At 48.4% G+C, this 16,793-nt stretch carries 17 protein-coding genes; 7 read left to right on the top strand and 10 right to left on the bottom strand.

The annotated features are described in order from the left end of the window. Window position 1: 1 nt before the first annotated feature. Window positions 2–202 carry a hypothetical protein gene (locus ACNQKP_RS13790; RefSeq protein ID WP_417865249.1) on the top strand — a complete coding sequence of 67 codons (201 nt, stop codon included), beginning with the start codon at window positions 2–4 and terminating at the stop codon, window positions 200–202. Between the two features lie 41 nt (window positions 203–243). On the opposite strand, the gene ACNQKP_RS13785 is transcribed toward ACNQKP_RS13790, so the two are convergent. The 3 genes from ACNQKP_RS13785 to ACNQKP_RS13775 form a co-directional block, all read right to left on the bottom strand. Continuing rightward, window positions 244–2,052, bottom strand: coding sequence for a retron Ec67 family RNA-directed DNA polymerase/endonuclease (locus tag ACNQKP_RS13785; protein WP_417865247.1), 1,809 nt, complete (start codon window positions 2,050–2,052; stop codon window positions 244–246). A 279-nt stretch (window positions 2,053–2,331) separates the two neighbouring features. Next, window positions 2,332–3,252 carry a hypothetical protein gene (locus ACNQKP_RS13780; protein ID WP_417865245.1) on the bottom strand — a complete coding sequence of 307 codons (921 nt, stop codon included), beginning with the start codon at window positions 3,250–3,252 and terminating at the stop codon, window positions 2,332–2,334. An 11-nt stretch (window positions 3,253–3,263) separates the two neighbouring features. Then, a complete protein-coding gene (locus ACNQKP_RS13775; protein WP_417865243.1) occupies window positions 3,264–3,896 on the bottom strand; it encodes a hypothetical protein in 633 nt (210 codons plus the stop codon). A gap of 248 nt (window positions 3,897–4,144) precedes the next feature. Here ACNQKP_RS13775 and ACNQKP_RS13770 point away from each other — a divergent pair, with 248 nt between their 5' ends. After that, on the top strand, window positions 4,145–5,893 hold the full coding sequence (locus ACNQKP_RS13770; RefSeq protein ID WP_417865241.1) for a tetratricopeptide repeat protein: 1,749 nt from the start codon (window positions 4,145–4,147) through the stop codon (window positions 5,891–5,893). A 32-nt stretch (window positions 5,894–5,925) separates the two neighbouring features. Further along, window positions 5,926–6,531, top strand: a complete 606-nt coding sequence (locus ACNQKP_RS13765) for an HAD family hydrolase (RefSeq protein WP_417865239.1) — start codon at window positions 5,926–5,928, stop codon at window positions 6,529–6,531. On the opposite strand, the gene ACNQKP_RS13760 is transcribed toward ACNQKP_RS13765, so the two are convergent. The 3 genes from ACNQKP_RS13760 to ACNQKP_RS13750 all read right to left on the bottom strand — a co-directional run bounded on the left by ACNQKP_RS13760 (window position 6,528) and on the right by ACNQKP_RS13750 (window position 10,394). Continuing rightward, window positions 6,528–7,556, bottom strand: coding sequence for a hypothetical protein (locus tag ACNQKP_RS13760; RefSeq protein ID WP_417865237.1), 1,029 nt, complete (start codon window positions 7,554–7,556; stop codon window positions 6,528–6,530). The two genes, ACNQKP_RS13765 and ACNQKP_RS13760, sit on opposite strands and share 4 nt — an antisense overlap. A gap of 10 nt (window positions 7,557–7,566) precedes the next feature. Next, on the bottom strand, window positions 7,567–8,007 hold the full coding sequence (locus tag ACNQKP_RS13755; RefSeq protein WP_417865235.1) for a DoxX family membrane protein: 441 nt from the start codon (window positions 8,005–8,007) through the stop codon (window positions 7,567–7,569). Window positions 8,008–8,099: 92 nt separating this feature from the next. Then, window positions 8,100–10,394, bottom strand: a complete 2,295-nt coding sequence (locus ACNQKP_RS13750; protein WP_417865233.1) for a nitric-oxide reductase large subunit — start codon at window positions 10,392–10,394, stop codon at window positions 8,100–8,102. Between the two features lie 244 nt (window positions 10,395–10,638). Here ACNQKP_RS13750 and ACNQKP_RS13745 point away from each other — a divergent pair, with 244 nt between their 5' ends. Next, complete coding sequence (locus ACNQKP_RS13745; protein ID WP_417865232.1) at window positions 10,639–11,637, top strand: zinc-binding dehydrogenase; 999 nt, start codon at window positions 10,639–10,641, stop codon at window positions 11,635–11,637. A gap of 5 nt (window positions 11,638–11,642) precedes the next feature. Here ACNQKP_RS13745 and ACNQKP_RS13740 read toward each other — a convergent pair whose 3' ends face one another. Continuing rightward, window positions 11,643–12,131 carry a hypothetical protein gene (locus ACNQKP_RS13740; protein ID WP_417865230.1) on the bottom strand — a complete coding sequence of 163 codons (489 nt, stop codon included), beginning with the start codon at window positions 12,129–12,131 and terminating at the stop codon, window positions 11,643–11,645. A 201-nt stretch (window positions 12,132–12,332) separates the two neighbouring features. On the opposite strand from ACNQKP_RS13740, the gene ACNQKP_RS13735 reads away from it, so the two are divergent. After that, window positions 12,333–13,136 carry a class I SAM-dependent methyltransferase gene (locus ACNQKP_RS13735; protein WP_417865228.1) on the top strand — a complete coding sequence of 268 codons (804 nt, stop codon included), beginning with the start codon at window positions 12,333–12,335 and terminating at the stop codon, window positions 13,134–13,136. 59 nt (window positions 13,137–13,195) lie between these two features. Here ACNQKP_RS13735 and ACNQKP_RS13730 read toward each other — a convergent pair whose 3' ends face one another. Continuing rightward, window positions 13,196–13,546 carry a MerR family transcriptional regulator gene (locus tag ACNQKP_RS13730; RefSeq protein ID WP_417865226.1) on the bottom strand — a complete coding sequence of 117 codons (351 nt, stop codon included), beginning with the start codon at window positions 13,544–13,546 and terminating at the stop codon, window positions 13,196–13,198. An 86-nt stretch (window positions 13,547–13,632) separates the two neighbouring features. Between ACNQKP_RS13730 and ACNQKP_RS13725 the strand changes: the two genes are divergently transcribed. Continuing rightward, window positions 13,633–14,475, top strand: coding sequence for an MBL fold metallo-hydrolase (locus ACNQKP_RS13725; protein ID WP_417865224.1), 843 nt, complete (start codon window positions 13,633–13,635; stop codon window positions 14,473–14,475). Here the strand turns inward: ACNQKP_RS13725 and ACNQKP_RS13720 are convergent. Next, window positions 14,472–15,383, bottom strand: a complete 912-nt coding sequence (locus ACNQKP_RS13720; protein ID WP_417865222.1) for a mechanosensitive ion channel family protein — start codon at window positions 15,381–15,383, stop codon at window positions 14,472–14,474. The genes ACNQKP_RS13725 and ACNQKP_RS13720 overlap by 4 nt on opposite strands. Window positions 15,384–15,529: 146 nt before the next feature. Here ACNQKP_RS13720 and ACNQKP_RS13715 point away from each other — a divergent pair, with 146 nt between their 5' ends. Continuing rightward, window positions 15,530–16,468 carry a glycerophosphodiester phosphodiesterase family protein gene (locus ACNQKP_RS13715; protein ID WP_417865220.1) on the top strand — a complete coding sequence of 313 codons (939 nt, stop codon included), beginning with the start codon at window positions 15,530–15,532 and terminating at the stop codon, window positions 16,466–16,468. Window positions 16,469–16,474: 6 nt separating this feature from the next. Here the strand turns inward: ACNQKP_RS13715 and ACNQKP_RS13710 are convergent, their stop codons facing one another. Beyond that, on the bottom strand, window positions 16,475–16,690 hold the full coding sequence (locus ACNQKP_RS13710) for a hypothetical protein (protein ID WP_417865218.1): 216 nt from the start codon (window positions 16,688–16,690) through the stop codon (window positions 16,475–16,477). Window positions 16,691–16,793 lie beyond the last annotated feature (103 nt).

The raw sequence follows: 16,793 nt of genomic DNA, 5'->3' as shown, positions 1-16,793 counted from the left end.
GGTGATCAAAATCCAAAACGAAGACCCGAACCTGCGCGCGAGTTCCCGCACAGAATTCAAAGAGCTTTTCAATACTGGTAAAATTCAGATCAAAGGCCAAATAGCAACGCCGTCTTCTTCTATTTCTAAAGGCATCACTTATGTAGACATCTCCTGGGATTCAAAACAAATAGCCAAAAAAGCTGCTGACCGCTCTAGTTAGGGCATAAAAAAAACACAATGAACGGTCGTAAGGGATACTTTTTAGATCTCTACTTTTCGCGTACTGTAATCGCTGTGGACCCAAAGCAGCAAATTCAAGATAGACTTAAATTTTTCAAAGTTAATCTCTTTTTGGCCCTTTTGTACAACTGCAGATGCAAAAATTTTCTTCCCATAATGACTTTTATTGTCATGCTTATTCGCTCGAGAGAACGACTTGCCGCCAATCTTCTTTTCCAGAGTACCCTGATCAAAATAGTCTTCAATAACAGTGGCCTTCTCGCTTAACTTGGGAATTCTAACAATATAAAGATTCTGAGAGACATAAAATACATCACTGTGAACCTCTGTCGCTCGTGCACCTGTTATTAGTTCATTCCCTGCCTTATCGTTATCAGTGAGCATTATTACTGGATGAGCAAGCCCTCTACATCTAAACTTACTCATAAAGCGGCTATAGCGCAAAGCGATGAATTTCATGCCGCTAGCTCCTTCGGCCAACTTAAGCATGTTAGCATTTACATCAGTTCTCTTAAAAAATTTTATTTTAAATTCAACACCTTTATCACTTCTCTCCGCTAAGCTTGGAAATGCCTCAAGCAACTGCCGAATTGCACATTTAAGATAAATATTGTCCGTCTCTCCCTCACAAAAAATCAGGGGCTTGCTCAATGCAAAGAAGTACTTAAAATATAAGAACTTCTCATACAGATTCTTGATTCCATCAATTGCAACAACATGGCTCTTATCAGAGTACTGACTACACCGATTTAGTGGCGGATACATAGGTGTCTCATTTTCCTGCCTAGGCTTAAAATGACCGTCGTGTCTATGCTTTCTATAGCCAGGTCTCGCATACCAATTCCTGAAGGACTTGATACTATAAATATAATTTATCCTTCCTTCGATCTCGAAAAAAGATACAATCTTTTCATCTTTGCTTCCTCGATGGAAGTAACTCCCGTCCTTAAACAACTGGTTACACATTGTTCGCGTATCTCGGTAGTACTCAGAAGGAACGTTCACATAACTATTTACAACCAACCCAGTAACTTGCTGTCGAGAGGTCCGAAATTGCATTCGCGTTTTTTCTTTATTGATTTTAAATCCCGACCATTTTATACAGCCCTCCAATTCTTTTCCAACAATCCATTCCCCGTTCAGCTGGCATCCAATTGCGGCAGGAAACAATCGAAGATTTGTTGAAAAAGTTAAATCATCGGCATACCGAGAATAATTACATCCACTCCTCTTAGCTATTCGAGCTAATCTGACATCGAGAATTCGTCCAATTAAATTGGACATTATCGGAGAACATGGACTACCTTGAGGCAGCTCGTTATTATGACAAATAATCTTAGCCAAAATTGTGGCAATCTTTGGATCAAGGCCGAAATTTCGATCTTTAATAAAGAAACCGCGGACTCTACCGTAATTAATTGAAGGAAAAAATCCTTCAATATCTAAATTAAAAACATATCTTTTTTGAAGATGCTTCTCAGCATTCGTTTTGATTGAGAGTCCTTTTTGAAATCCGTGAGAAATGACGTTCGAAGGTCTTCTTTTGCCACCATATGAATCACTCTCAACAAGTTGGCCATGTGGATTCGAATATTCTTCTACGCAATTTTCTAAAAACTTCGCTAGAGTCTTCTGGAGTTTTTTTAGACGAGGAACCGGCGACTTAATTTCCCTTTGGCCACCATTCTTTTTGGGAATCGTAAACGTCGCATACTTGGACTTGTCAGGAATTACATAGATTATGTAAGAGAGGCTCTTCGCCTCATAGTTCAACAGTTTGGCTAGATCTTCTAAATTCTTTGCTTTTCTAAGCGCTTCAACTTTACTCATTTTAAAAAAAAGGTTTATGGGCACTCTTATGCGGCCCTAGCGGCACTTTAATACGCTAAAGAAGGCGAAAGATCCTAGAAAGTGTAGGTAGCAAATGCTCCAAACATTCTATCTTAAATTGCGATACGCAATAATAAATCTGCCCATAAACCAAATAAAGATTATCACCAAACAAACAAAATCCAATGTTATTCGCCAGGGCAAGACTAAAGTCCAATACGAAAAAAGGACAAATGCATAAGATCAAGGAAAATGAAAATGAAAGATCCTGCAAATCAATCAATTACCAAGGGCGCAACCGTGCAGGCGGCCCACAGCGTTCTTAAATTCGTTTTCGGATTTATAAATCGCCAAGGCATTTTCAACCATCTCGTCGGCTGATACTGCCTGCTGGTTGATTTGAATCAAGGTCTTTAATTTCTGCGCGTCCAGAGAGGCGCGCTTTTCTTTGGCCGTCATTGCAATCCCCGCATAAGCCTGCTTCACGTCGGCCATTTCAACAGCACTGAATTCTGGAAGTGTCGGATCGGTCCCGATATACACAAAAGCCGTTTGCAAGGACTCTTCCCCGCAGACCACATCCAGATCCGAACGCCATACGTATTCGGCCATCATGATGTTTTCACTTTTCAGGGCTTTTTGCAGAAGCAATCGGAAGCGTGCATTTTCAGGCTGAAGAATCATCGCCAACGTCATCTCGGAAATTCGCATGGAATCAGGAATGCCGTTGGCCGCGTCCGCCACCAGATGACCTTCCTGATATATTGCTTTAACAGTGTCTTCACTCAGGTAAAGGCCACGGGCCAGGCTGATATAGTACGAATCAGGCTTCACCGTGAACTCGATCATCATCTTGCCATAGCTTTCAGAAATATTCGGGTCGATGGCCAGATAAAGACCTTCCCCGGCAAACAACCCTTTGTTGCCGGAAGCTTTGGCCCAAAACTTGGAAGTCGCATAAGAAATGCGGGTTTGCAAAACCTGCTTTCGCCCTTGAGGTGTCGCCATCAAGGCTTGAGTGGCAGGGGCTGCTTCCTGATAGATGTCGAAGTAATGATATAGCCGCTGCTCATGACCAAAGGTCACCTTGGCATTTCGCAAATCACGCGCCAGCAAGGCTTCGGCGGAAGCGGCAAAGGCTTCCACGCCCAGAATCAGACCTAACGCTATGATACTTAAAAGCTTACCCATCCTAATCATAGATCCCTCAGTTATCGGCAGTCCGACAGTTCGCGAACAACGACTTCATCATGTCTTGCCACGGGCTCGGACTTGATTTCAATCGTGCCTTCCTCGTTATAGACCTGCATGATGACTTGTTCAGTCCAGTTCATCGCATGAACCAGAACATCTTGTCGGCCAGAGTAAGACTGCTGCTGCATCTCGATGGTGGTTGAGATATTGCCATTGCTATCGACACGGGTCACTGGCGTTGGCACCAGAACAAAGTAACTGCAGCCCTTCACGACTTCCAAACGCTCGGAAGTCACATCCGACTTCTGCACAACAGAGCTGAGGTTGGCACTTTGTTCGGCCGCTTCCGAGCTAACCAAGAATTGCCCTTCGGACTTGATCGAGCTTTTTGGAATTCTAAATTCAAAAACTTGGCCCTGATCCTGAATTCGCACCACACGTTCGTTTTTCATCCAGCGAACAGGAGATGACAGCTTCGAGGGTTTGCTGATTTCAAGCTTTACGGCCCCGTCCTTGATCGCCACCGCACGGCCGTCTTGATTTAAAAGCTCCAGGCGGCCTTTAACCACACGAACCGAAGCCAGTTGTTCCTCTGCCAGGGATGTCAAAGGAACAGACAATAAACAAATTGCGACCCATAGTGCCTTCATATTTCCACTCCCTGTTCCAATAGCTTTTCTTTGAGGTAAAAAACTTCGTCTGCCAGCTTAGATTGCAAGCGCCAGTCCATTCCGTCCGCCCTTACCAATAGCCAGCCAGGGACAAGTGAACATTACTAGTATCCGTATCCCCCAGACGCCTCGAAAGCCGCATCTAGGGCCAGTCTTAGCCTCGATCTTCAACAAATTTATTATAAATCTGCAAAGTTCTTTACACTGTACCCTGACAAGGAGAACTGATGCGCCCATCTTTCAAAACGACTGCCAGTGCCGCTCTTCTGCTCACACTTACAGCCTGCGCAAGCACGCCTGCCAAAAAAACCACCGCCCCTGACAAGCAAAGCCTGGTGATTCCCGCTGCAAAGTTGGATCCCGTCAATGCTCGTGCCGAGGCTGACTATAACTTCATTATGGGTGACGTTCTAAGCCGTGAGGGAAAGTCCGAGCAGGCCGTTGCTCTTTTTGAAAAGGTCGCAGCCTTGGATCCAAATTCCCCGGCAGTGCAGATGCGTTTGTCTGCTGAATACCTGAAGGTCGGCAAAGTGAAAGAGGCGATTCAAAAAGCCGAACAAGCCGTCGCCAACGATCCGAAAAATGCCGAGTCCCTGTTGGTATTGGGCGGACTGTACTCTGCTGAAAAATCCTATGATAAAGCCATCGCTCAGTATCAGGCCGTTTTGCGCCTGGATCCGAAAAATAGCGAAGCTCCGATTTACATCGGCTCTTTGTATGCAGATAAAAAAGAATTCAAAAAAGCACAGCAGTATTTCAACTCGTTATTGAAAGATACCAGCTATGAAACTCCGCACGAGGTGCACTATTACATCGGCCTGACCCACCTGGATCAGGAAGGTCCCGTTCATCAAAGAGCGGCGGAAAAGGCCTTCAAAAAAGCCCTGGAAATCAAACCGGGGTTTGAAGATGCTTTGATCTCGCTTGCGAACCTTTACCTGCAACAAACCAACCGCGCCAAAGCGCTGGCCCTGTGCCTTGACTATCAAAAACAAGAAAACTTCAGCCCGAAGGTTGCCGACCTTATCGCGCAAATTTACCTTGAGGATGGAGATTCTGAAAAAGCCTATTCCCAGCTGGAACTGATCACTGGAAATTCAGAATCCTCGTTGGACGTGCAAATGAAGATGGCCTTGCTGTTGATTGAACAAAAGCGTTTCAATCAAGCCGGAGCCAAACTCAAAGATATCGTCAGCCAGTACCCGACAGCGGACTCTGCCCGTTATTATCTGGCGGCGGTTCAGGAAGAAACCGGCGATATGGAAAATGCGATTCGCAACTATATGCAGGTCGCACATACCAGCCAGCATTTCAGCGAAGCTATTGTGCATGCGGCCCACCTGCTGAAAGGCCAAGGCAAGTTGAACCAAGCCCTGGTTGTCACCAAAAAAGGCCTGCAAACCAATGCCGACAAACCGCAGGTGTACACCATGTACGCTTCGTTGCTTGATGCCAAGGCGGACTATTTGGGCGCGGCTCAGGTGTTGGAACAAGGCCTTTCCAAGTATTCCAAGAATGTTGAATTGTTGTTCCAGCACGCGCTGATCCTGGATCGTCTGGGCAAAAAAGAAAACATGATCGCACAAATGAAAAAGGTTCTGGAAATCGAACCTAATCACGTTCAGAGCTTAAGCTATCTGGCCTTTTCATTGGCCGAACTGAATCAGCATCTGCCTGAGGCTGAAAGACTGGCAAGACGCGCTTTGGAGCTTGATCCTAAAGACGGCTATGTTCTGGATACGCTGGGTTGGGTGCTGTTCAAACAAAAACGCTTCTCTGAATCCATTCAAGTCCTGGAGAAGGCCCACGAGTACCAGGCCTCTGCCAGCATCATTGCTGAACACCTGGCTGATGCTTATTCCATGGAGTCCAAAACGGACCAAGCCAAACAGATGTATGAAAAGGCCGCCAGCCTGACCACAGATGAAAAGCGAGCAAATAAGATCCGCAGCAAACTTCAAAGGCTTCTTTCCTAGTGAGAGAAGCCTTCTTGTGATATCTTAGCCCCATGTTAAAGTCCTATTTTCCTGAGCACTCCTTTAAAGCCCTTTTGTTTGATTTTGACGGCACCGTGGCCGACACCATGCCAGCGCACCTGTCGGCTTGGAACAAAGCCTTGGACAAATATGATCTGTCCCTCAGCCGGGATCAGCACATGTCCTGGGCCGGCCGTCCCACGGCACGAATTGTTGAGATGATGAATGAGCTGCATAAGACGAATATCAATCCTGAGCAGTTCGTGAAAGAAAAGGAAGCACACTATCTGGCTTCTTTAAGCGATGTCACCACCATCAAATCTGTGATGGAGATCATCGAGCACTATCATGGCAAGGTTCCGATGGCGATCGTCACCGGCAGCCGCCGCAAGATCGTTGAACTGACAATGAACCAACTGGGTATTCAGAAGTACTTCGAAACGTTGGTCTGCGCTGAGGACTATACCCAAGGCAAACCCGCACCGGATTGTTTCTTGATGGCCGCGGCGAAAGTCAATATTGCGCCGACGGACTGTCTGGCCTTTGAAGATGCGGTTCTGGGGATTGAAGCGGCTCATACCGCAGGCATGAACTGCCTCAAGGTGACTGACGACTACAGTCTGATTCACACTCGCTAACGGGTCTTCAAGGACGGCAGCAGCAAACGCAGTAAGGCCGTCGTCGTTCGCGCCTTGTCGTACTGTTCATACGGGATGTTCACAACCGTTTCCCCATGGTCAGCGCCGTCCAAACGGACAAAGTCCACGCCCGGAAGCTTGGAACTTTCAAAAGGCACCATCCCGTCACTCAGATCATACGGTCCGGAATAAAGCCTTACCACACACTGGCCAAAAACTTTTTCAAGACAACCCATCGCCATAATATTAACCGCAGGAGTGAACAAGCTGTTCTGCCCGTTGACCACCCCTCCGACCGTAATCATCGGAATATTTGTGATCGTGGTGATCGTCTGGCTGTTTTCTTTCATAAACTGCGAACGGCTGGCGGTCCCCAGATAACGAATGGTTTCTGGCGAAGTATTAAAGAACGGGATCAGTCCGCCCAGGAACTTATCCAGATAAATCGGATTATCAAAATACGCATCCGCAATGGGTGAGCCCTTGAATGGGCTTTGCAAGAATACAATTCCCGCGACAGAGTCCCTGTAATTCGGGGAATCCACCAATTCTTCCAGCAGCGCCAAACCACCCAAAGAGTGAGTCAGGAACACGGCTTTTCTGCCGACACTCGCCGACTGATTCAGAGCTGCACGGATACTGTCTTTGATTTCAGAGACTGATTTGGAAGAACTGGAAAGCCTGACAGAATTAAATTTATAAACGTTCTGTAGAAGCTCTTGCTGGGTGCCTAGATAATCGCCCGTCAAACGCGCGAAGCTGACTGAAGATCGGTCGTCCTCTTTCAAGAAGGCCTCGGACAGTATTCCCGGCACCAGATAAAAATCAAATTGGCGAAGCTGAGCTTGCTCGGCAAAGCTTAACAGAGAATTGTCGGCATAGGTCTTCTGAAAGACCGACGTCAGGTCCGCAGCCCTGCCAGATAGGCTGACCACAAGACCCAAAGCTAAAATGAAAATGGCTTTCAACCGACTTAGCACCATCCCCTGCTTATAGCTTGAAATATGCCAATCATAAAGACCCATTTATTTCATTTTAAGCCTGAAAATACGCCGTTTTACGTCCTTTACGACGCCAGAGGGCCTTCAGATAGTCCCAGCCCCCGGTGCACCAAAGCGCCCAGGCCACCAAGACCGGTTGAAAGAACAAACGAATCAGCCTTGCCGTGTCGGTATTTAAACCGAAGGCATCGATCTGATAGACGTACTGATTGATATTCCCCGGAAAGATCGCAATGAAGAACAATGCCCCGGCAACTCCGACCTGCGCTTTGTAACGGGTCAAGAACAGGAAACTAAGACCCAGCAGGATCTCAACAACCCCCGAGGCCACGACCACAAAATCAGGATCCAAGGGCTGCCATTTTGGAACTTGCGCCAAAAATTCAGTGCGAAGCCATGTCAAATGCCCAGTGCCGGCATACACCAGAAAAGCGCCCAGCAAAATTCTAAGAACCAGTTTGATTTTAGATTTCATCGTAAGATTCCTTATACCTATTTTCTATCAGGCGGAATCTTAAATTAAAAGGACAAAGAGGCCCTTTGTTTTCACAAAGAGCCTCGGCAATTTTAGCGTTTCTTCGGCGAAGAACTTGGATAGCTTGTCTGGGAAAGATCCACAGTCTTTTTCAAAGAATGTCCGGTTTTAAGGCCAATCACAAACCAACCCAAAGCCAATGCACCCAAGGCAAAGACTGTGTCGCCAATCACTCGCAACCAGCGAATGACGTCCAACAGCTCCGTCTGCATAAATTCAGCGGACCTTGCGTACCAAAGACCGTGCTCAACACTGGCCATGGTCTGCAACAACCCCAGAGGCAACAGACTTAACAGCGCCATCAGCAGCAAACCAATGTTGATGCTCCAGAAGGCAAAACCAATCACTCCGTCCCGCCATTCATTACGGGCGGCCAGGCCTTTAAGCACGAACAGCATCAAACCGATTCCCAGCATGCCATACACCCCAAACAAAGCGGTATGACCATGCAGTGGAGTCGTATTCAAGCCTTGCATATAATAAAGGGCAATCGGTGGGTTGATCAGGAAACCAAAGATGCCTGCACCCAGGAAGTTCCAGAACGCCACCGACACGAAACAGTAGATTGGCCACTTGTAGGCTTTCAACCACGCCGTTGATTTTCCCAGTTTCAGGTTGTGATAGGCTTCAAAACCCATCAGCACCAAGGGCACGCATTCCAGCGCACTGAACGACGCTCCTAACGCAAGGACCGCCGTTGGAGTTCCAGTAAAGTACAAATGGTGGAAAGTCCCAAGAATGCCCCCGAACAGGAAGATCACTGTCGAGAACAGAACCGTACTGGAAGCAAGCTTCACGTTGACCAGTCCCATGCGCACGAACAAGAAGGCGATCACGACGGTTGCAAAGACTTCAAAGAAACCCTCAACCCACAAGTGAACGACCCACCATCTCCAGTACTCGGCCACGGCCAGATTTGTGTGACGTCCCCACATCAGACCCGCGCCATAGAACAACGCAATCGCCGCACAAGAGATCAGGAACAGCGCCAGCAAGTGACGTGATTCTTGCGCCTTTTTAAACGCCGGCCAAACCGAGCGCACCATCAGGAACAACCACAAGAACAAGCCAATCAACAAGAACGCCTGCCAGAAACGTCCCAGGTCGACATATTCATAGCCCTGATGACCGAACCAGAAGTTCTGCACCAGATCCAGTTTTTGCATGACCCCGAACCACTGGCCCGCCATCGAGCCAACGACGATCACCAGCAAAGAAATGAAAAGGAAATTCACACCGAATCTTTGGAACTTCGGCTCATGTTCCGAGATCGCAGGACCAATAAACAATCCCGTTGCCAGCCATGAAGTCGCAATCCAGAAGATACCCATCTGCACGTGCCAAGTGCGAGTCACCGAGTACGGCAGGAAATCCGAAAGCGGAATACCATAGAAGCCATCCCCTTCGACCGCATAGTGGGCCGCCACCGCCCCCAGAATCACCTGCACCACGATCAATGCCGTCACCACCCAGAAATACTTCAGGGTCGCTGACATGGAAGGTGTTGGATTCAATCCCAGCAACGGATCTTTTTCAGGCAAACTTGCGACACCGGGATCTTCATCCCTTTGAGCCGCATAATAAAGCCCCAACGCCCCCACACCGGCCAGCAGAATGATGACACTAAAGCCCGTCCACAACAGCATGGAACCTGTTGGTTCATTGCCGATCAATTTGTCCGGAGGCCAGTTGTTGGTATAAGTGATATCGTGACCAGGGCGCTCGGTGCCCGCAGCCCATGATGCCCAGAAGAAAAAGGCATTCATCTGGCGCATGCGATCCTGATCGCGAATGGCGTTTGCCGGAATCGCATAAGCTTCACGCAAACCTTTCAACGCCGGATCGTCCATGAACAAGGAACGATAGTGCGCATTGTTGGAATCCATCGACTCTTTACGAATAGCCGAGACTGTCAACGTGCCATTTTCTTTAGAGTAAGTATTGGTGCGCATTTCTTTTTGAAGACGCGCCACCAGCCCGGCCTTTTGTTCTTCGTTCAGCTGCTCATAAGGTTTTGTGAATTCGGCGTTGGACCATTTATCCAGAATGAATACGGCTTCACGATGAAGCCAGTCCGCTGTCCAGTCCGGCGCCACATAGGCCCCGTGACCCCAGATGGATCCGACCTCTTGTCCGCCCATGGACTGCCAAACGTTCTGCCCGTTTAGAATGTCTTCACCCGTGAAAAGGACTTCACCACTGGCGGTGACGACCTTGTCCGGTATCGGGGGCGCTTCGCGATAGATCTCGACACCATAGAAAATCAAAACCGAGAAAGAGGCAACAACCACAACCCCAAACGCGATCCAAAGTTTTTTCATGCTCATTTTAGTTTCTCCATATACAGCTATTAAACAAAATGATGACGGCAGAATTCGCAAGAGTTTCCGTGGAACCCTGCCGTCCCGCAAATGCGGTTTTGAGATGAAAATGGACCTGTTTTGATTTAAGAACCTTGATCGATATCAAGATTGAAACTTTTCCACCCCGGGGCGGAGAAAATTTCTGCGTTTCTGCATAATGACTTCTAAAACCATTACATGGAAAATCATGTTTAGCAGAGGAGCTATTATGTTCGCAGCAAGATACGTCCCTGGAAAAAAAGAACTTTCCCTTGTCGATATTCCCAAGCCAACCCCAGGTCCGCTGGATGTGATCCTTAAAGTCCGCGCGGCAGGCATTTGCCATTCAGACCTTCACGTTCTGCACGGTGAAGTTCCTTACAAAGAAACTTTCACTATGGGTCACGAGGCCTGCGGTGAAGTGGTGGAAAAAGGTTCGGAGGTCACAGGTACTTTCAATCCCGGTGATCTTTACGCGGTTCACGGGCCCAACCCTTGTGGGCACTGCGACTATTGCCGCACTGGTCACGACAACCTGTGCAATGACCCGAGCAGAACCTTTATCGGCCTGGGACAAGACGGCGCGTATGCCGAATACCTGAAAGTTCCTGCACGCAACATTGTGAAAGTCCCTAAGGGTATCAGTCCCGAAGTCGCGGCTGTTGCGACCGATGCGGTGTTAACACCCTATCACGCCATCAAAACCAAAGGCGGCGTGGGCTTGGGATCCAAAGTGCTGGCCATTGGCTTGGGTGGACTGGGAATGAACGGTGTTCAGATTGCTTTGGCTTTGGGGGCCGAGGTCACAGCCGTTGATTTAAAAGATGCCAACCTTGAGATGGCGAAATCTTTTGGCGTGCAGAATGTTTTGAATTCGAAACAGATCTCTTCACTGAAGCCCCTGTCCTATGATGTGGTGGTGGATTTTGTGGGCCTTGAATCAACCTTCAAAGATGCCCAGAATTTTGTAAAACCCGGCGGCACCATTCTGCTGATCGGTTTGGGGTCTGCGCAAGTGCCACTGACAACTGCGACAGCCATCACCTTTGAAACCAAAGTGCAGGCGTCCTTCTGGGGTACACACGTTGAGATGCAAGAGCTTTATGACTTGATTGCAGAGGGTAAAATTAAACCGCAGGTTCAAACCGCCCCCATGAAAGAAGTGAATCACTGGCTGCACGAGCTGGAAGCCGGACGAATCAAGTCCCGCATGGCCTTACTGCCATAAGAAATTTATTTTCCGGATTTCTTGGCAATGGATAAAAAGAAGGCGTTTTCCTTCTTTTTATCTGTCTTGGCTTTCCGCGGGGATTTCTTCGCGGAAGTCCCTTCGGCTTTTTCCGACAAAGTTGACTTCACCGGCAGTCCCAGCAGCGGATTGCCCTTGCTGATTTCGCGCATCAGTTGTTTGACCTCGTCTTCGAAATCTTCAGACTGGGCCGGAATATACAACCAGTCTTTGTTCGCCGGATGATTTTCCAAAAACAGATATTTCAAAAAGAACGCACTTTGCTTTTTCTTTTCCACCGGAATGATACAGCCATTCCACAGCTCAAAGGGATAGCTGACACCTTTATGTTCATAAAGACCTTTTCGCTCGACCAGAATAAGCACCAGCTTCATATCCAGATAGTAGGCAAGACCGCCGTGCTTGGGCAGGCAATCATATCCCGGGGGCAGAAGCTCCTCGATCCAGTAAAGATCATTCAGTGGCTGTTTCATTTCACCTCAACAAAGTACAATCCAGGATGGATCCTGGTCTCAAATTTACCAAAAGGATACCGTTGAGTCATGAACAAACCCGCCACGGGCCTGTGTGGTTATCGTCAGGTTCCGCGGAAATATTCGCAATACTTAGTTTGTTTTTGGTTGCCTGACAGGCCTTGAAAAACAATGCTTATACAAACCAAAAAAGGAGACACCATGAGATCACTTCTATTGCTGCCTTTGCTCTTTGCCGCGGCCTGCAGTTCCACTCCCAAGGAAACAAAGCCTGCCACCCCAGCGTTGCCAACCACATTGCAAGAAGCTCTAAGCAGCCCTTATCGCACAGAAACCAACAAAGTCCGCGATGCTTACCGCCATCCTGCTGAAACTCTGGAATTCTTTGGTCTGAAACCGGAAATGACCGTGGTGGAAATTTCTCCGGGTGCCGGCTGGTATGCTGAAATCCTGGCCCCTTATCTTTCTGCCAAGGGCAAGTACATCGCCGCAGCGGTCCCAGTGTCTGTCTATGGCGGCGGTCAGAAATTCCTGGACTGGCTGCAAGCTCACCCTGAAATCAGCGCTAAAGTGACGGTGAATGACTTTGCTCCCCCGGCAAAAATCGCCGAAGACAATTCAGCTGACATGGTTCTGACCTTCAGAAACGTTCACAACTGGATGACTCATGGTTCTGAAAAAGCGGCTTTCAAATCTTTCTTCAATGCCCTGAAACCTGGCGGCGTCCTGGGTGTGGTTGAACACCGTGCCGATGCCCGCAAAAAAGAGGACAAAAAATCCAAGAGCGGTTACGTCAGCGAAAAGCAAGTCATTCGCATGGCTCAGGCAGCAGGTTTCAAACTGGTTGAAAAATCCGAAATCAATGCCAACCCAAAAGACACCAAGAACTATCCAAAAGGTGTCTGGACTTTGCCACCGTCTTTTGCTGAGGGCGACAAAGACCGTGCGAAGTATGAAGCTATCGGTGAAAGCGATCGCATGACCCTGAAATTCGTTAAACCGTAATTCACTGATCTAGATCCCGGCCGTGTCGTTCGCGCGGGCCGGGACAATACACCCCGTTTCTAGCAAATGGGTGTGTCGCAATTATTCAATTTTTCCAGAATCAGCTTTTTCATCATCTTCAGCCCCTGGCTTTGCTGCTCGATCCAAAGCAGCTTCTTTTCAAGCTGCGAACGCACTTTTTCGCGGGACAACTCACCTTTAAGCAAAGCCACCTTCAAACTCTTGATTTCTTTCAGGCTGAAGCCCAGGGTTTTGGCAAGCTGGATCAGCTTCAGCTCCTCCACCACCGCAGACGCATAGTCTCTGTATCCATTTTCTCTTAATGAGCTGCGGATCAGCCCCTCTTTTTCATAAAAGCGCAAGGTATCCCGGGAGATACCGGTTTCTTTGGATAATTGTCCAATCAGCATAAAAAGCCCTCTTGACCATGGAGTTTACTCCATAGTTTAGGATGAAGTCCATGGGAGTTCGTATGAGAAAATATTTGATGATTTTAATGGCAATAACCGCAATCTCATTCCCGAGCTGGTCTCGCGATGAGAAACTGAATGTGAAGGTTCTGTATACCGGAACCATTTCCCCGCCTGAGGCTGAAACTATCAAAGGAGGCTCGTGGTTTAAAAAGTTTTCCATGGTCCACCCCGCATTCTTTATCCAGCATCCGAAAGGGACATTCCTGTTTGATACCGGTTTGGGACATTCCATTAAAGCGCAGGTGAAGGATATGGTCTGGTGGGCCCGACCGGCCACAAAGTTTATACAAAAAGAATCCGCCGCAGATCAGCTGAAAGCCCTAGGGCTTAAGGCAGACCGTATTATTCTGTCCCATGCTCACTTTGATCATTCCAGTGGCTTGATCGATTTTCCAGGTGTCCCGGTCGAGGTTCTTCCTCAGGAACTGGATTTTTTAAAAACAAAAAATGCCTCTCCGGCAATCTTCCCCTCTTTGTTCAACGACCAGATTGTCTGGCAGACTTACACGCTGGAAAACAAAAGCTATGAGGGCTACGCGAACAGCCGCGATATCTTTGGTGATGGAAGTCTGATTCTGGTGGGAATGCCGGGGCATTCTCCGGGGTCCGTGGGGCTTTTCATCAATCTTGCCAGCGGCAAAAGAGCCTTTCTGGTCGGTGATACAGTTTGGAATTCCGACGGGATCACCAAAGGGCTGCCCAAGTTCTGGATTAGCTCGAAATTCGCTGACAACAAACCTGATGAAGTCATGACCCGGATTCTTGAACTGCAGGCTCTGCAAAAAAAGTATCCCGATCTTCTGATAGTTCCAAGCCATGACGCCAAAGCCGTCGGGGCCTTCGAAGAAATGATGAACCGTAACTAGTGATCCAGCCCCTGATTTTGTACCGGGGTCTGGGAGGTAGAGTCCTGCAGTGAGGACTCTACTATATGCAGATCCCGCCGTGGATAAGGAATGAGTATTTTATTTTCCTGAAAACGCTCGACGATTATTGAGCGAATATCGCTGGTGATGCTTTCAATGCGCCAGATATTCTGACACCAAAAGCGCAGATCGAAATCCAGCGACGATTCCCCGAAGTTTTTAAGCAAAGCATTGGGTTTGGGTTCCTTCACAACTTCGGTGTGCTCCAAAGCGGCTTCAATCAGAATCTTTTTCACCAGTGCGACGTCAGAACCATAGGCCACACCCACCGTGATGTGCTGGCGAATTTTGCCCGAGGCCAAACTTTCATTAGTGACTTCTTCAGAGATGAATTTGGAATTGGGAACGATGATGGTGATATCATCCCGGGTCTGAATGATCGAGGAACGCACCCGGATGTCGATGACTTTTCCAGAGGTGTCGCCCACCCGAATGATGTCGCCGACCTTGATCGGACGCTCTATCAGTAAAATTATCCCGGCTATAAAATTCTGGGTGATGTTTTGCAAACCAAAACCGATTCCCACCATCAGGACGGCCCCGACTGCCGCCAACGAGCTGATCGAGATCCCCATGTTATCAAGGGCAAATATGCCCCCCATCACCACCAGCACATAGCGCACAAACTTCGCGATGGAGTCACGCACCCCGCTGTCCACCCGGCGCCGTGACAGCTGTCTGACTACAAGCTTACTGACCAGCTTCGAACCATAGACAGCCGCAACCAGCAACAACAGAGAAACCAACACACTGGCCGCAGAAATCTCGGCGTCCTTGATGCGAAAGATGGGCTCATTGAGCATTTGCCAAACCTGCTTAAGCTGCTGATACAATTGTGTGTCTTTCATAGCTGTCATTTTATGAAAGATCATCGGTGGGGGCATCCTTCACGCCACACTAATGCTGCCAACTTGTCACAAATCAGTGTCACAATTTGAGACTTTACAATCTGAGCAGTTGATTCAGGTCCAGTTTCATCCGATACCCTTAGTCTATGAGACATATCCTTTCACCCGCCATGGTCGCGCTTCTGATCTCTGGGGTCGGTCTGACCACCTTGGCGCAAGCTCCAAGCCCCATTCAGCGCCGCCCCTTCAGCGGCGACACCTTGGGTAAGAATGCCGTGATGTGCCTGATTGCCAAAAACATGGAAGTCCATGGTCACCGCGGCATCGATGGATATGCCAATAACACCATTGCCTCTTTCAAAGCGGCTTATGATGCGGGGGCCGACACCGCAGAGCTGGATCTGATGATCACCGGGGATGATCAGATCGTGACGGCTCATGACCCGATTCCAAACATTCAGGCGGAACGCTGTTCTTTGCATGGCAAGTCCCTTGAAAAAGCCGCACTTCGCAATATGAGTTATGCCGAAGCTTCGCAGATCCGCTGCGGAGAACGCCACTATTCTGAAGCTCACACCGAACCCATCCCGCTGTTGCGTGATGTCTTTAGTGTTTTCAAGGATTATAAAGTGGCAGGCAAGCCCACTCGTCTGAATATCGAAATCAAATATTTCAAAGATCAGGTGCAGTATTTCCCCGCAGAGGAGCAGTACCTGGAACTGATCCTCAAAGAGATCCGCCAAAGCGGCTGGAGCCATGACCGATTCTTTGTGCAGTCCTTCAACCATGAAACTCTGAGGAATCTGAAAGCCAAAGCTCCGGACATCGAAGTCGTGCCCTTGATATGGGACGCCCGAGGAGCCTTGGAGGCCGCCAGCAAACTGGGCAGCCGGCTGGTAACAACGGGCTGGCCACAGCTGACGCCGGAGGTGGTCTTTGGACTGCATCAAAAAGGAATTCGCGTGGTGGCGTGGACTCCGAACTCGGTTGAGGAACTGAAGTGGGTCATCGCCTCTGGGGCCGATGGCGTGATTACTGATCGCGCGGATCTGTTCATGAAGATCCGCGACGAACTGTGTGAGTAGTGTCAGTCAATAGTGATTAATACGATTGCGGTGCCCTTCGCTGTCGATGACTTCAGATTTATCACCGTCTTTTTTATCCCAGGGCTTTTCCTGATCGTCTTTACTTTGATGATCCTCGATGTCCCCTTGATTGTACTGAACACCGTTTTGAACTGCCGGATTGCGTTCTTTGCTGAAGTTGCCGGAGATTGGTGACGCTTCGGAAGGCTTACTTGAGTCCATAAACACCTCTCTGGATGACTTACATTAGACGATACAAGCCCTCCCCGCGCTACGAACCCATGACAACAATCATGGTCCCCGGACCAATCCCCGCCTGAAGGCA

It is taken from the genome of Bdellovibrio bacteriovorus (assembly GCF_048286975.1).
Classification (GTDB): domain Bacteria; phylum Bdellovibrionota; class Bdellovibrionia; order Bdellovibrionales; family Bdellovibrionaceae; genus Bdellovibrio; species Bdellovibrio bacteriovorus_H.
The sequence above is the reverse complement of the archived record's forward strand: the minus strand, read 5'-3'. Positions and strand labels throughout refer to the sequence as shown.